This window comes from Peribacillus sp. NPDC096622 (assembly GCF_044762665.1).
Classification (GTDB): domain Bacteria; phylum Bacillota; class Bacilli; order Bacillales; family DSM-1321; genus Peribacillus; species Peribacillus frigoritolerans_B.
Map to the genome: position 1 here is coordinate 66142 of NZ_JBIWES010000010.1, position 16332 is coordinate 82473.

The 16332-nt window shown below is 40.8% G+C and carries 13 protein-coding genes and 1 riboswitch; of the genes, 3 read left to right on the forward strand and 10 right to left on the reverse strand.

Going from position 1 to position 16332, the window contains the following annotated elements:
• Positions 1–49 precede the first annotated feature (49 nt).
• Both ACIQYG_RS17690 and ACIQYG_RS17695 read right to left on the reverse strand, forming a co-directional pair.
• Positions 50–1066, reverse strand: coding sequence for an ABC transporter permease (locus ACIQYG_RS17690; RefSeq protein ID WP_402840416.1), 1017 nt, complete (start codon positions 1064–1066; stop codon positions 50–52).
• Positions 1063–1788, reverse strand: coding sequence for an ABC transporter ATP-binding protein (locus ACIQYG_RS17695; RefSeq protein WP_402840419.1), 726 nt, complete (start codon positions 1786–1788; stop codon positions 1063–1065). Before ACIQYG_RS17695 ends, ACIQYG_RS17690 begins: the two co-directional genes overlap by 4 nt.
• Before the next feature lie 118 nt (positions 1789–1906).
• Between ACIQYG_RS17695 and ACIQYG_RS17700 the strand changes: the two genes are divergently transcribed.
• Positions 1907–2506, forward strand: a complete 600-nt coding sequence (locus ACIQYG_RS17700; protein ID WP_402840422.1) for a TetR/AcrR family transcriptional regulator — start codon at positions 1907–1909, stop codon at positions 2504–2506.
• A 45-nt stretch (positions 2507–2551) separates the two neighbouring features.
• On the opposite strand, the gene ACIQYG_RS17705 is transcribed toward ACIQYG_RS17700, so the two are convergent.
• Positions 2552–3811 (reverse strand): MFS transporter, encoded by a 1260-nt coding sequence (locus ACIQYG_RS17705; protein ID WP_402840425.1) that lies wholly within the window; start codon positions 3809–3811, stop codon positions 2552–2554.
• A 346-nt stretch (positions 3812–4157) separates the two neighbouring features.
• Complete coding sequence (locus tag ACIQYG_RS17710; RefSeq protein ID WP_076370632.1) at positions 4158–4349, reverse strand: hypothetical protein; 192 nt, start codon at positions 4347–4349, stop codon at positions 4158–4160.
• A gap of 331 nt (positions 4350–4680) precedes the next feature.
• Positions 4681–4823: riboswitch (cyclic di-AMP (ydaO/yuaA leader) on the forward strand.
• Positions 4824–4996: 173 nt separating this feature from the next.
• On the opposite strand from ACIQYG_RS17710, the gene ACIQYG_RS17715 reads away from it, so the two are divergent.
• Positions 4997–6334 carry a TrkH family potassium uptake protein gene (locus tag ACIQYG_RS17715; protein WP_402840429.1) on the forward strand — a complete coding sequence of 446 codons (1338 nt, stop codon included), beginning with the start codon at positions 4997–4999 and terminating at the stop codon, positions 6332–6334.
• Between the two features lie 23 nt (positions 6335–6357).
• A complete protein-coding gene (locus ACIQYG_RS17720) occupies positions 6358–7014 on the forward strand; it encodes a potassium channel family protein (protein WP_402840431.1) in 657 nt (218 codons plus the stop codon).
• Positions 7015–7149: 135 nt separating this feature from the next.
• Here ACIQYG_RS17720 and ACIQYG_RS17725 read toward each other — a convergent pair whose 3' ends face one another.
• The 6 genes from ACIQYG_RS17725 to galU all read right to left on the reverse strand — a co-directional run bounded on the left by ACIQYG_RS17725 (position 7150) and on the right by galU (position 16301).
• Positions 7150–7983 (reverse strand): STAS domain-containing protein, encoded by an 834-nt coding sequence (locus ACIQYG_RS17725; RefSeq protein ID WP_402840434.1) that lies wholly within the window; start codon positions 7981–7983, stop codon positions 7150–7152.
• 396 nt (positions 7984–8379) lie between these two features.
• On the reverse strand, positions 8380–9081 hold the full coding sequence (locus tag ACIQYG_RS17730; protein WP_402840704.1) for a class I SAM-dependent methyltransferase: 702 nt from the start codon (positions 9079–9081) through the stop codon (positions 8380–8382).
• A gap of 373 nt (positions 9082–9454) precedes the next feature.
• Positions 9455–10345 carry a PhzF family phenazine biosynthesis protein gene (locus ACIQYG_RS17735; protein ID WP_402840437.1) on the reverse strand — a complete coding sequence of 297 codons (891 nt, stop codon included), beginning with the start codon at positions 10343–10345 and terminating at the stop codon, positions 9455–9457.
• 263 nt (positions 10346–10608) lie between these two features.
• The gene (galE, locus tag ACIQYG_RS17740) at positions 10609–11580 is read right to left on the reverse strand and encodes a UDP-glucose 4-epimerase GalE (RefSeq protein ID WP_402840439.1); all 972 of its coding nucleotides are present in this window, start codon (positions 11578–11580) and stop codon (positions 10609–10611) included.
• Positions 11581–11674: 94 nt separating this feature from the next.
• On the reverse strand, positions 11675–15277 hold the full coding sequence (locus ACIQYG_RS17745) for a CDP-glycerol glycerophosphotransferase family protein (protein ID WP_402840442.1): 3603 nt from the start codon (positions 15275–15277) through the stop codon (positions 11675–11677).
• 136 nt (positions 15278–15413) lie between these two features.
• Positions 15414–16301 carry a UTP--glucose-1-phosphate uridylyltransferase GalU gene (gene galU, locus ACIQYG_RS17750; RefSeq protein WP_402840445.1) on the reverse strand — a complete coding sequence of 296 codons (888 nt, stop codon included), beginning with the start codon at positions 16299–16301 and terminating at the stop codon, positions 15414–15416.
• Between the last annotated feature and the right edge of the window lie 31 nt (positions 16302–16332).

A 16332-nucleotide genomic window follows, 5' to 3' on the forward strand; every position in this document is an offset into this window, starting at 1 on the left:
TGTTCCTCACTTTCCAGGAATCCGGCTTCTTTTTTAAAAGTTGTTGATTTCATAGTGCACGGTATTTTTTTAAGCTAATGATATTGATGGTGATAAAAACGACGGCAAAGGCCAGGAGAATGAACAAATCCAGTAAAACCTCATTGAATGTGAACCCTTTGTACATAATGCCGTTCATGGCATCCGATGCGTAATAGAGGGGCATGGCCTTGCCGATTTTTTGGAGCCAGTCTGCCATGCCATCTAATGGGAAAATCCCTGTAAAGAAGACTTGCGGCACGATGACAAGCGGAATGAATTGTACCATTTGGAATTCAGATGTCGCGAAACTCGATAGTAATGTACCGAGCGATAATGCAACGAGCGCGACCAGTATATTCGTCAGTAAAACGAGCCAAATGGAGCCAACAAGGACGATATCCAATACATTGACAGCATAAAGTACGACAATTATGGTTTGAACGAGAGCGAATAAGCCATATCCGATTACATAGCCCGCTACGATTTCGTATCTTTTAATCGGGGTGGCAAGCAGCCGTTCCAACGTACCACTTGTACGCTCTTTCAAAAGCGCAATCCCCGCTATTAAAAATACAAAGAAGAAAACGAAAAAGCTGACGAGCATCGGACTGAAGGTATCAAATCCCTTTGTGTTGGCATTTCCGTAAACATATTGCTCCTCAATTGAAGGAGTGTTTTTTTCATTCCCTTGAAAGCCTTGCATCATTTGCATTTGAACGGCTTTTGCACGGGTCGGTTCGTCGTTCAATAGTGTGAGTTTCATTTTGCCATTTTCAACATGCAGCCAGCCATCCGTATCATTTTCAATCATCTTTTCCTGTGAGAATTCCTCTGCAGCCGTTACTTGAAAATCCGCTTTTTTCAATGCTTTAACGATCGTTTCATCACTGCCTGTAACAACGATATTCAAATCACTTGCTTCTGTATCGAAAATAAAATACATGAGCGTTAAAATAAGCAATGGAGCTAGGAAAAATAAAGCGAGCGTCCTTCGATCCCGGCGCATCTGCTGTGTAATACGAGTAACAAGAGAGGCAATTCTCATTTTAGGCCGCCTCCAATCCTTAAAAAAACATCATCAAGCGTTTCCACGCCAAATTGTGCTTTTAAAGCTGCAGGGGTTCCTGCCGCGATGACTTTACCTTCCCGCAGCATCGCCAATTTATCGCATCGTTCCGCTTCATCCATGACATGCGTCGTGATGATGATCGTTTTATGATCTTCATTTCTTAAACGCTCAAGTTCCTGCCAAATCGATTGTTTCAGCAAAGGGTCTATCCCTACTGTCGGTTCATCCAAAATGAGAATCTCAGGATTTTGGATGAGTGCAACCGCCAGTGACAGACGGCGTTTCATTCCCCCTGAATAATGGGCAACCCGAACGTTCAAATCACTCGTCAACTGTACGATTTCAGCTGCATATTGAATGCGTTCCCTTCGTTCCTTTTTCGAAAAACGATAAAGCTTCGCAAAAAATTCAAGGTTTTCGGCCCCCGTCAGGTCTGTATATAAAGCATCGGACTGTGCCATATAGCCGACATCCAGCAACAGTGCTTCATTTGGCACTTCTTGATCCAGAACCGTGACTTTACCCGCATCGGGCTTAATCAATCCGACAATCATTTTAATCAAGGTCGTCTTTCCGCATCCGGATGGGCCTAACAAGCCAAAAATCCCGCTTTTTTCAATATTCAGGCTCAATGGCTGAATGACCTTCTTCTGCTGAAAACCCTTAGCAATCCCTTCAATGGAAATCGCATTTTCCATTGCACACACATCCTCCCTCTTTAATTAACACGGTGTTGAGTGTATCATCATTCTAAGGTAGCACTCGGTCTAATACAATCAACACATTTGGAAAAATGTTCAGTGAAGGAGACATTCCATGGCATCGATTCATGAGGATATGGTACAAAAGACGAAAATGCAGATACAGCATCATTTTATTGCACTTGTTGAAGCAGAGGGGTTCTCACATGTATCAGTGAAGAAAATTGCAGAGCGCGCCAACATTAATCGGGGTACATTCTATTTGCATTACACAGATAAATATGAATTGATGGATCACTTACAGCAGGAATTGTTAAATGAACTTCGAACCCGCATTACTGCCATTTTGCCGAAAGAGGCTTTTTTGGCTCTTCATCAACAGCAACTTTACCCGCCTTTCATAGCGATTTTTCAATTCATCAGTGAACATGCTCACGCATTAAGGGCCATTCTTGGTGATCAGGGCGATCCTTCTTTTGCCAAAAAAATAAAGCGGGTATTCGGTGAAGTACTATTGGAGCGTTTGATCAGCCTGCATCCAGCAGCAAAAAATGAAGCATTCCGCATGTATATGCACGCCTTCCTGACATCGGCTATTTTAGGAGTGATTACTGAGTGGCTGGAGAACTGTGAAGAACAAACGGCGGAGGAAATGGCGAAAATCCATTTTCAAATCTTGAACTTCATCAGCCAATTGCGAAATTTCATCCAATGAACGATTCATTAAAGGCATGTTCCATCAACATGCCTTTAAATCGGATTACATCTTTTCCTTCGCTTCTACCTCTACATCACCAAGGGAATAATACATCCTCTTGGAGGCCTTCATACTAAGCATCGACAATAAAATTGATAAAGCGAACATGATCAAGGAACCTGAAATCACCACGAACCGAATCGAAATGAAATGGGCTGAAACACCAACTATTGCGGTAGTAATGATGATCAATAAAGCTTCTAACAAGCCAAAAACACTTCCGACCCTGCCCATGATTTCCACCGGAATATTATTTTGATAAAAGGTTTGAAAGCCGGTGTTGGCAAAAGCCAATGAAAAGGCAATGATGAAAAATCCGATGGCGGCCAATGAAAAGGAATTCGAAAAGGCATAGATCATATAACCTATCGAGACAAATAAAGATCCAAGACCAATCATGTGCGAGATTTTCACTTTACTGATGAAGACGGCATTGACTATGGCGCCGGCAATGATGCCTGCCCCTGCGATGCTTACAAGGAATCCGTAATCGCTGTCCGACAAAAGGAGCACGGCCTTGGCAAACGCCGCTTCTTGGGAGTCGATGGCCGTTTCCATCACCACCATGCAGCTGAATAAGAAATAAATGAGCATGATATAGGAAGATTTCCGGCTGAAGTCCAGGACGATGCCCCAATCCTTTTTCATGATGGTCCAAGACAGGTAACGACTGGATTGTTCAAGGGGATGATCCTTTTCAAGATCAGGCATGAATAAAGTGATGATACCGGATAATAATAAGGCAGCCGCGTTAATATAAATCGCTAAAACGGGCGTACCGATCAAGAAAAGGATACCCGCTAGCGCCGGTCCAATCAAAAAAGCCCCAGAATCCATTAAGCTTCGTAAGGAGTTAAATCGTTTCCTCTGTTCAACGGGAATTAATTTTGTAATATACGACCTTGATGTTGTTCCGAACATGGCCCCTGCCATATTGATCACGAACACAAGGGAATAGATGACCCAAATAGAAGAAGTCAATGGCAGCAAGGCTATGAATACCGTGCGAAATATGTCAAGTGCCGCCATTAGATTCCGCTTATTTATCCGGTCGATCACGCTCCCTGCCCACACATTCGTAAATATGGCAGCAATCGGTTTAACGATATATAGCCCAGCTACCGCCAAGGCTGAATCAGTCATATCCAGAACGATTAAATTAAGTGCAATGAAATAAACCCAAGAACCGAAGTTGGAGATACCTATTCCGCACAATAGAATGGAGGGGTATTTCCAGGATACTAATGTATTTCTTAATGTCATCGCTTCTCCCCCTTTGACCGTACATAAAAAACCCCGTCCCCAAGCCAATGCCTCTCGGGACGAGATCGATTTGCGGTGCCACTCCCATGCGTCACTATACATCCCCAACTATCCTCGGCTGCTTTCGGGGCTCTTTCGGAAAGTGGTCATTTCATTTACTTTCCTCTTCTTTACGTCCACATTACCATCACTAAATTTTAACATTGATGGTTCAAAACTGTAAATAACGCAAAAAAACTCATTCAAAATAAATGAGTTTAAAAGCAAAACAAGATATGGATTTTTCGCTCGGCATTCCTGGATAGATCATAATTGAATACAGCTAATGAATGTTGAATCAATTGAATTACCTTAGGGAAAACAATTTTAAAAACGGATTCTTTTTCTTATCCGTTATCCTTAACTCATCCATGATGATTTGATCCTCATGATCGGCTATCCATTTCCTTAGTGCATCTTTATCCTGGCATTGTGTTAAATATGTCTGGCCACCCTTGCCTGTAGCATTAATAACATATCTATTGAACGTCTTCTCCATAATTGCCCGCCTTTTTAATAAAATGTATTGAATCTTTAAATACGAATGTACTGCTTTTTTCTTTATCTTTTACAAAAGAAACATAATATATATGTTAGAAATTTTGATTGGCAATAGCATGTTCTGCTTGAAAGTATTGAATAAAGTTCATCGATGCCGGTTATCATAATCGGATTAATCGAACCTATCATAATGCGCTAACTAATATTTGTCAATACGTTTTCTAAATGTAAATTAAACGTAAATTTTCAGTTTTGTTAAAGAAATATTTTTTTACGATTTAGGGGTTTACAACTGCTAAATGATGGGAGTAGAATACGTTTATCAATTTAATATATTTCGGCCTAAACTCAAAGGAATTGAGTACGGAGGACCCAATCATTTGGGGTTAATTCTGCCTTGCAGAAGGGATGAGATCAGCTCTTTCGCCATCCTACCCGTCAGCTAACTTCGTCGGCTAAAGCGAAGGAGGTCATAAGACCGCCTATTTCGGGAGCTTTTTTGCGCGTTTTTTCAGGAGCAAATAGCTGTTCGATGTTTTCGCAGGTCTTTTTATTATGCCTTTAAAAAGAGTCGGAATGAGGATTGATGGTTAAGATATTCAAACAGTTTTACACATTTCATTTTTATAGGTAGGGATGATCAATTTGATAAAAGCAAAAAATTTGTTAGATCCGCCCAAAATACTTGTACTCGGGTTTGCCATCCTGATACTTATCGGGTCCTATTTATTGACCCTGCCGATTTCCACTGAAAATGGCGAAGGCCTTTCTTTTCTGGATGCTTTATTCACCGCAACCTCAGCTACTTGTGTAACAGGACTGGTCGTAGTGGATACGGGTTCGACCTTCACCACTTTTGGTGAGCTGGTCATCTTAACACTGATTCAGATAGGCGGTTTAGGGTTCATGTCATTTGCGACGTTTTTCTTTTTCCTTCTAGGCAAAAAGATTTCTTTAAAAGGCAGGTTACTCTTGCAGGAATCCTTAAATAACCTATCCATGGCAGGTATAGTCAGGTTAGTGAAACGGCTTTTAATTTTCACGGCCATCATTGAAGGCGTGGGTGCCCTTATCTTATCGATTCGCTTTTCTTTTGATATGCCAATGGGAAAAGCGATCTATTACGGGTTTTTTCATTCCATCTCGAATTTCAATAATGCCGGCTTTGATTTAATGGGGGAATTCAGGAGTTTGACCCCATATGTATCGGATCCATTCGTAACGCTTACCGTCGCCTTCCTCATCACGTTTGGCGGAATAGGCTTCATCGTGATGAATGAACTATACGAATATCGTGACACCCATCGTTTATCCGTACATACGAAGGTGGTTCTGATGACTAGCTTGACCCTTACGGTTACCGGCGCAATTTTAATCTTTTTATTCGAGTTCGGTAACCCAAAGACATTGCAGCCTTTATCTTTCATGGGTAAAATACTGTCATCTTTATTTCAATCGGTATCACCAAGGACAGCCGGCTCCAATACGCTGAATATCCCTGATTTGACTCAGCCTACATTACTGCTCATCATTTTCTTGATGTTCGTCGGGGCTTCACCCGGATCGACTGGCGGCGGGATTAAAACGACTACATTGGCGACGCTTGTCGGAACGGTTTGGTCACAGATTAAAGGAAAGGGTGATGTGGTCTTATTCCGTCACCGCATTGTGACTGAAACGATTTTTAAAGCATTATCCGTAACATTCATTGGCGTATTCATGGTTTCGCTCATCTCCATTCTGCTGACCATCACTGAAAGCGGAACTGACTTCTTGATGATTTTGTTCGAAGCCACTTCAGCATTCGCCACCGTGGGACTTTCAATGGGTTTGACCCCAGAATTATCACCGGTTGGCAGGATGCTCATCATTTTCACGATGTTTGCAGGCCGTGTTGGTCCTTTGACTTTGGCCTTCGCTATCGCCATGAGGCGCAAACCAGATCCGTTCCGACGTCCAAAAGGAAAAATCATGATTGGTTAATAATGAATGAAGGAGTGTAAACGATGGGAAAACGACAATATGCCGTGATCGGTTTAGGCAGATTCGGAACCAGCGTGGCCCATAGATTATATTCGGCCGGCCAAGAGGTATTGGGTATTGATGTCAACGAGGAAAGAGTCGAGAATGCGGATCTGAACGTTACCCATGCGGTCATGGCAGATACGACAGAAGAAGAGACATTAAAAGCAATCGGAATCCGTAATTTCGATTGTGTCATCGTAGCCATCGGAAATGACATGCAATCGAGCATTTTAACTACCTTGCTTTTAAAAGAGCTTGGGGTCAAAAAAGTCATCGCCAAGGCACTTAATAAAAATCACGGTCAGGTGCTCACTAAAATCGGTGCCGACTGGGTCATCTATCCTGAGAGGGATATGGGGGAACGGGTCGCGAATCAGCTTCTTTCCCCTAACATGCTGAACTATATAGAGCTTTCTAAAGAATACAATATCGAGGAGATCATCCTCCCCAAGAGCATGAAGGGTAAAAGCCTCAGGGAGCTTGATTTGCGGGCAAAATATAATATTAGCGTCATTGCCATCGTGAGTAATGGAGAAATTATCATAGCACCCTCACCGGATCAGGATATCCATGAAAAAGATATGCTTTTAGTGGTTGGCAATAAAGAAGATCTAGCCGTCTTTGCCAATATTGAATAATCCGGCAGATTCCGGCATTTGCTTTATGTTGCCCGATACCCATTTTGAATGCTAATACATGCGGGAAGACCGCCATATGGAGGTCTTCTCGATGAAATGTATAACGAGCATCCCCGCGCCCTGGATATGTATGTATTATTTTGTCGTACTGATTGCTTGGGCAAGAGTGGACTTTATCGTCACTTTATCAAAAGGCAGTTGAAGCTTAACGGCAGTCATGGCTATTTCCGGCCGAAGTCCTGAAAGGGTTGTTTGAATTCCTATCAAATGTAAGGATTCAATCAATTGAGACAGCTGGTGTGCCGATCCGCTATCTATTGCATGAACGCCAGATAGATCAATGAAAAGTCTGGTGACATTTTTTCCAGCGCACTTTTGTAATGTGTTTTCAAGCAAGGACATGCCCCTCATCGTGTCAATATCGCCTATCAGGGGAAGCAGCGCCGTGTTATCTTTAAGCGAAATGATGGGTGTGCTCAATTCATCGATCGTTGCCTGTTGTGCCTTCATGATTTTATTGGCATATCTATGATTCGCTTCCGTAAACCTCTCCATCACTTCACTGAACACCTTCACCACTATCCGATACCAGGAATTTACTTCCTCCTGTGTATATTTATCCCCATGCAATTCCACAAACTGGTCAATATAATCCAGGTATTGCTCTTGCGTTCGGAAAAACTCCCTCAATATAAAATAGATGGGTGTGTTTAAATGCTGCTCATCCTGACCGATATCTTCAATCCAATCACCAAGCTGCTTAAAGAATTCTCTCTCCTCTGTATCAAAGACCTGAAAGAAACGTAAATGAAATTCATTATTTTGCTGCTTAAGTTTTTTAATCACTTTGGGATCGGATGAACTATAAACACCTGACTTATCACCTTTATTCAATGATGTGTACCAATCCTCAGTCAATTGTGCTGCCACACCCAATAAAAAGGAATATAATTCTTTATTTATGTGCATAAACTCCTCCTATTTAGTTTTTTATAAAGCATTCAATTGGTCTCAGCAGTCGATAAACCTAACGCTGAAATCGGCATTGTCAGGTTATTGAAATATCATCAAAAAGCAAGCATCGAAGACAACCTCTTCCATACTTAAAATCTTATGATCTGATGCCCCATTGCCCCCTCTTTCCATATACCTTCCCAGCTGTTTTTAAAACCATGCAACCACTGTTTTTTTAAAAAAAAGATCAGCAAAACCTTCATCTATCATTCTGGTAAATCTACGTTCCCAAAACTTTATAGTGTTGTTATAGTTTACCATTTTCATTTTTTTGTTAACAAATCCCCACTTTTCTTCATTACAAAAAAAGGACCTGATCCCAGATCCTCCGTTTAAAACCATTTCGCCTTCTCACTTCATAAATAAAGCCGTCCATAAACCTTGCACCCCAAAGGTTTCATCCGTTTGTTCCATTTTCCTCATTTTCCGTATTTCCACCGCTTCAAATTCATTGAAGATCAGTCTGAGTTTTTCTTCAGTAAAACCTAATCCGCCTTTAAGGCTCCTTTGCCTATATACTTCCCAATCCGAGATGTCTGCCCCACCCAATATGCCGCCTTCGACAAAACAAGTAATCGAATACAACCCCTTAGGCCTTAACGCCTTTTTCACCATCTCCAAATAATTGATCCTTCGATGTGGAGCAATATGGTGAAAACAACCTGAATCATACACGAAGTCATATTGCCCTTTTGCAATATCCAGATCAAAAATATTCCTTTGAATGAAGTTCACGTGGACATTTTTATCTGCTGCCCGTTCTTTTCCCCATTCAAGGGCTTCCTTCGAAATGTCCACCGCATCAACGGAACAGCCCTTTTGAGCAAGGTAAATGGCATTTCTCCCAGGTCCGCATCCAAGCTCAAGAACCTTTCCTGGCCCAATTAACCGATCATCAAAATATGAAACCAAATTCTCATCAGGGAAATTCCCAAAAAAGGGAACCCCTTTTTCACGGTCTTCATAAAAACCATCCCAGAATCCAGCTGGCTCACGCAATAATGAGTCCAGCATGTTCAATAGATCTTCGTAGGTTGTAATCGTTTCCGACAAAACCATCACCTCTTCCATTGTATCCCGCCATTTAATTATACTGATTTCGGCCAGTGCCTATGTAACAGCTGCATCAAAAATGCGTTACATATGACGATCAGACACCATTGGACCTTGTTGTTTATATAATGGTCACTGGAATTTAAAGGTATCAAAAATGCATTCAAACTGCCCTCTGATGGTATGATCCATTCTTACTTAATGACCCGGCGATCAGCTCATTATCCATGTTAGGGAAGACAGGGATTTTATACATGCATGTCAAATATTACATGCTCTTTACAACGGGTCAGGTTTAGCTTCCAAATAACAAAACTAAAGCTCTATTCAGATATGCTTATCATTCAACCGCCCATCCCCCCTGCCCTAACCTTTAGACTTTCACTTCAAACTCTTTAACGTAGACAGCATTCCCGGTGATTTCAATATCATATGTGTCATCGTTTTTGGTAGCCGTAACGTGAACTCTGCCATCCTTTCCGATTTCATGTCCTTGTTCGATTAACAGTTGCACCTCATCTTCAAGATCATCCTTTATGTATTTTGCATAATAAGCGCCCATTACACCTGAAGCCGTTCCTGTAACCGGGTCTTCAAGCGTACCCGAAAATGGCGAGGAAAAATGCCGGGCATGCATATGGGCATCCTGATCGTACGTTTCCAGGCAAAAGGGATGAACGGAAGCTCTTGGCATTTCCTTTAATATTTGTGGAAACAGGTTATTGTTCGCCTTCATCTTTTTGAATGCATTGCGGTCTTTTATCGGAATCAGTAAAGTCCATAAACCTGTACTTCCATAAATAATAGGCAATTCCGCTTCTAGATCTTCTATATCAAGTCCGAGGGAACTGGCTAAGCCAACTTTATCTCCGTTAAACGCTTCAAACTGCGGCGCGGCCTGCTTCATCGTAATATATATATCAAGATCCGCCGTCGTATGGATCTTGATTGGCAATATTCCCGCTCCTGTTTCAATCATCAGCTCATCTTTATTCAACAATCCCCTGGTCTTCAGTGCATGGATGGTGGCCATTGTCGCGTGTCCGCAAAGATTCGTTTCGTGCCCCGGTGTAAAATAACGGATTCTAAGATCGGCAATATCGGACCCCATGGGAAAAGCGGTTTCATTGAACCCGACCTTCATCGCTATAACCTGCATTTCCTTTTCCGTCAGTCCATCCGCATCTAAAACCACACCTGCCGGATTTCCTTTATTCGGTTTACTGCTGAACGCATCGTAATGAAAAACCCTTACCGTTTTCAAATCAAACATCTCCTATTAAATGAATGGTGCTTCTCTTGAATAGTAATTCTATATCTCTATCAATATCCCTTTTTCGTGCTTATTAAGTGAAACAACCATTGCCTACCCCACAGGTGCTTGCTTTGATGAGGCTTGGCCGACAGCCGGCGGAAAGGGAGCGGATCCCTGAAATCAACTGCAACCTAATAAAAAAACTGCAGGCAAACTCGTATTTCTTAGAGTTTGCCTGCAGTCTGAAACGACTTTCGGCCCCCAAGGGACCATTAATTCATTTGAGATTTATGCCATTTCCACGCACTTTCAATGATTTCTTCCAAATCTATTGATGCTTTCCAACCAAGTTCTTCATATATCTTATTGGCCGAAGCTACCAGGCGGGCTGGATCTCCAGGGCGACGGTCTGCATACTCTACGGTCGGTTTAACTCCTGTGACTTTTTCGCAAGTGTCGATTACATCCTTAACCGAAAACCCTTTTCCATTCCCAAGATTGTAGATGGCCGTATCCTTCTTCCCGGATAATAGGGCTTGAAGCGCGATTATATGAGCTTGGGCTAAATCCGTTACATGGATATAATCGCGAATGCAAGTGCCATCTTCTGTATCATAGTCCGTTCCAAACACGGAAATCTTCTCACGTTGACCTAATAAATGCTGTAAAATGATAGGAATCAGGTGTGTTTCCGGATCATGGCTTTCACCGATTTCTGCTGACGCATGTGCTCCGGCCGCATTAAAGTAACGCAAGACGACATAATGGAGTCCATATGCATTTGCAAAGTCCCCTAAGATTTGCTCTACCATCAATTTTGAGCGGCCATATGGGTTAATCGGATTGGTTGGCTGATCTTCATCAATCATATCCACATTTGGTATCCCGTACGTAGCTGCCGTTGATGAAAAAATGAAATTCTTAACATCATGCTTGAGCATGGTATTCAACAATGTAAGAGTGGCACCTACATTATTATCATAATATTTATAAGGATCTTGAACAGACTCCCCGACCAAGCTATTGGCGGCAAAGTGCATAACAGCTTTAATGGGATATTTAAGGAATATTTCATTCAAGACCGCTTCATCCCCTAAATTCCCTTCCACCAAGATGGCCTTCGAATCGACCAGCGAACGAAATCCAGTTGAGAGATTATCCAGAATGACAACCTCTTCAGTTTTCACTAACTCTTTTACAAGATGACTTCCAATATATCCTGCACCGCCAACGACCAAAATCATATAGAATTTCCCCTTTTACTTTAAGCTTAAATGAATCATAACCAATTCCCGCAACCTATATATGTGAGGCTCTATTAATAGAACCTCCCTCATTTTATAAGCATTTATTGAAGGTTTCCATGGCCAATCCATTATATTGGGTGTAATCAAACTTCGCTAGTTTAGGATTATCATTATTACCCATGGTAGATAAGCCCTTTTCCAGTCCATCTATGCTATTTTCGACAAGTAAACCATATTTACCGTTTTCCAAAACGGTTCGGTTAGCCACAATATCCGTAGCCATGATTTTCATTCCTAACGTCATGGCCTCCAATAAAACCATAGGCTGCCCTTCATAATGTGAGGAAAGAACGAAGCAGTCACATTTTTCCATGAACGAAAAAGGATTTTCAAGCTGGCCCAAAAGATGAATGGAATGATTTAAGTCCAGCTCATCAATGATTGCCTGCAAATCTTCCTTTAAGGGTCCTTGTCCTAAAATATACAGTTTACTATTTTTGTGTTTCTCATGAAAGCCTGCGAATGCACGAATCAAATTATCTTGCCCTTTTTCAGGAGATAACCTTCCCATATTGACAAAGTTAAAATCATTTTTATCAGGATATGGAACGAACTGATCATTCACTTCCAATCCATGGACCTCTTGTACGATTAACGCCTGTTTATCGATCCAGCCTATAGATATCCCATCCAATAATATATGGGTATAAGTACCAAGTTGAGTAACCGCTTCTTTATCGAATTCCACAATCCGGCCATTAAAGGTTGGCCCATTTTCCAAGACCATGGCATCTTGCAGTCCATAAGGCTTATCCCAAATATGATAATCGCCCAAGTTAATTTCGGCAGTGCCGCGCACTTCCCGTTCTTTTAACAGGATTGGCTCTTCTATGATTTCGAATGCCCCCGTATTTAACCAGCCAATTTTCTTATTATCGATTTCGAAAAGGTAATAGCCGCCTTTGTTGGTTCTGTTATACTTTATGATTCTGACGATTTGCCCTTCAAAATCGATTGCCTTGCTCACTCTTTTAGCCTTGTAGTTCGGATATGCCTTCGTCCAGATTGTATGATCTTCCGGGTTAGCTATTTTTCCGTATTTCTGATTGCCGGTGTTTATTTCCTTCAGCGTTCTATTCTCGATCTTATCAATGAACTTTTTATTGTTTTTATAGTTTCTCGATATTATATACTTTCTTTTCATCATGATTTGCAGCTTGTCATTAAAGCTCATGTCTTCATTGATTGTACAATGTTCAAGGATGGATAAAGCAGCATTATCTATCCAGCCTATTATCTTGTCTTTTACAGATATTCTGCTATAAATCGAATGCTGGGTTTTTGCTTCCCTATCAACTTTTACAATGATCCCTTTAAAATCATGACTGCCGGAAACTTTGTACGTTCCTTCAACTTTATACGGCAGGGACCAAATATAGTTCGATCGAGGTCTTACTAACCTTGCAATTTTATCCACTTCTTTTTCATAAATGATGCTGTCTGGCAGCAGCTCCACAGCTTCTTCACTAATCCAGCCTATTATTTGATTGTCATGGCTGAATTTGTAAAAAGTTTTTTGATCAGCATGGGCTTTTCTCGAAATTACGATTTCAGCACCTTCAAATCGTTCTTCCATTGGAAATTGAGCGGCATTCGAAATTCCCGGAAGGGTATTCCAAACAGGATTATCCTTGACATCCCATAATATCGCCCTTGCTTTGAAGTTTTCTGTGATCATTGCCTTTTCATCATTTTCGATAACTTCAGGTTCATTTGACTCGATTTGAAGGATTTTATCCGGGTTGATAGAATTCATTACAAAATCAAATTTATCGAAGTCTGCATACTCCAATAGATTCTTTCGGTTTAATTCCATCGTTCCCTCAGAAACGCTTACCAGTTTATCAAATCGATTGTATACCGAAAATATCCCTCTTAGATTAATACGGTGAGGTCTCTTTCCGTTAATGATGCGCTCACTATCAGAAAGCAAATCATTATGCATATAGCAAACTTTCTTTTTTGCATCTGCCGCCAGCAGATATTTCGCCCAATAATGGCTATAACCGCTAAAATCGATAACAAAATCAAACTTTGTTTTGCCGAATAAACGTGCATGCTCCCTAATATAGGCATTTTCCGGGTAAAGCTTCTTCCCTAAGAAACCTCTTTCCCCTCTGTTATGGATGAATTTATCTTTGTAGACTTCCAAAATTTTATACACAGGCAAGCCAGGTTTGAATAGAAAACGCACATTCTTATTAACCTTGCCCATATTTTTCAAAACCTCGTACGAGTGAGGAGTGGCAGTGAAACAGCTGACATCATATTTATCATAATCAATATTATTCATTAAGTTAAGGAAAGAGGATGTAATCCCGTTATCCCTCAAACCGCCTGGATATATTAATATTTTTTCCTTTGCGGAATCCAGCCCGGTAATTGTGTTCAGTTGTTTCGTAGACTTATTGAAAATATTTTTGACTATTCTCTCCGTTACTTTTCCATCTTCATGGTTCGTGAATTTTCCCTGCATTTTTTTATATTTATCGGAATATCTCAATTTCACATTTTTAATGTCTTTAATGGCTAGCGCCAATTCTTTTGAGTTAAAAAGCATTGGTCCCGGAAGTTCATCATTTTGGAGATATTGTCCCCTTTGCTCTGCATAAACGTCCGTATCCCAAGTGTAAAATAGAATTGGCTTATCGGTAACAAGGTAATCAAAGAAAATGCTGGAATAATCCGTGATAAGCAAATCGACTGCAGCAAGCAATTCATTTGTATCCACATGGTCTGGTATTAGCCGATCCTTGATTTCCGAATGCTTGGCCGCTTCTTTATATAGAAATGGATGCACCTTAATAAATAGGTTATATCGTTCACCGATTTGACTTTGTAAATAATTAATATCTGCAATGATTTGAAGAAGATCGTTATCTACCTTGGCCAGGTTCGTCCCCTTCCAGGTCGGGGCATATAAAATATTTTCCTTAGCATCACTGATTTTCAAACCCAGGGTCCTTAGATAATCCTTATACTCCCCCGGATCCGTATTCAGCGTCAAATCGATCCTCGGATATCCTTCTTCTATTATTTCACCTTTATACAATCCATTTAACTTATAGCTATGTGTAAATATGTTCGTAGTATGGGCATTAGGGCTCAAAATGAAATCTGCACTCAAAAAGTTCCTGACGACGTTTTGAGAGACCGAAGGGTTACCGGGTATATCAAAGCCCATATTCTTAAGGGGCGTTCCATGCCAGGTATTGATGTAAACTTGATCGCTTTTAGGGATGAAGAAAGACTGGAATGTGGAATTATTGATTAAATACTCACTTTTTGCCAACCACTTTAAATATTCCTTTGAATTACGCTGAACAAATTGAACATTCGGCATATCCTTATACTTCGCTATTACACCTGAGAGGACACTGAAATCCTGGATGGACCAAATGTGCATAAAATCTTGATAGTCCTGATTTTCCAGCATATATTTAAACATCGCGTATGGACTGTCAGTCATACTGTTACCATCACGGCTCTCATATAGAATCGTGTTTTTTTGAATTTTTAATTTCTCATAATACTTTGCATATCTATTTACACGCTGATGATTTTCCTTTAGCAGGAAATTAACAATAGGCTGTTTAAGGAAATCGACTTTTCTTTTTATTACCTTCTTATTCACTAAATAGGCATCCCCTTTTATGGATATATATTCACCATTCAAAATTATGTTTGCATTTCATTAACCAAAAATAACAACTATGAATGATCAATAGTTGGAGATTTTTTATAAATAATTACTCTATTAAATTAAAAGATCATTTGTCCACTGCCTTGTGCAGTTCGAGGATATTTTCCATTACTTTTATAATGTCTTCTCTTAAATCGGGACGTTGCAGGGCAAATTCAATTGTCGTTTTCACAAAGCCATCGACAACTCCGACATCATAGCGTTTTCCTTCAAAATCGTAAGCGAAGACACTTTGGATTTCATTCAGTTTTTGGATGGCATCCGTTAACTGGATTTCTCCGCCAGCCCCTGTTTCCTGCTTGGCCAGGAAATCGAATATTTCCGGAGTCAGTATGTATCTTCCCATGATGGCTAAGTTGGATGGTGCCGTTCCTTGTTTTGGTTTTTCGACGAAACGGTTCACTTCGTATCTTCTGCCCTCTTGCGTAAGCGGGTCAATGATGCCATATCTATGTGTTTCGCTCTCATTCACCGGCTGCACACCAATGATGGACGAACCTGTCGCATCATATTCGTTGATTAATTGACGCAGGGAGGGCACATCGCTTTCTACGATATCATCGCCTAAAAGGACGGCAAATGGCTCATCACCAATAAAGTTACGAGCACACCAAACAGCATGTCCGAGGCCTCTCGGTTCTTTTTGCCTAATGTAATGGATATTAGCCAAATTGGATGGGTATCGCACCTTCTCCAATAAATCGAATTTCCCTTTTTCACTCAAGTTATTCTCTAGTTCGTAAGCATTATCAAAATGATCTTCTATCGCTCGTTTATTCTTTCCTGTGACAATGATTATATCTTCAATTCCCGCTTTCACGGCTTCTTCTATAATATATTGAATAGTAGGTTTATCGACAATTGGCAGCATTTCTTTAGGCATGGCCTTCGTTGCGGGCAAGAATCTAGTTCCCAATCCCGCTGCAGGTATAATGGCCTTTTTAACTTTTTTCATATTTGTAACTCCTTCATATTAGGATAAATCA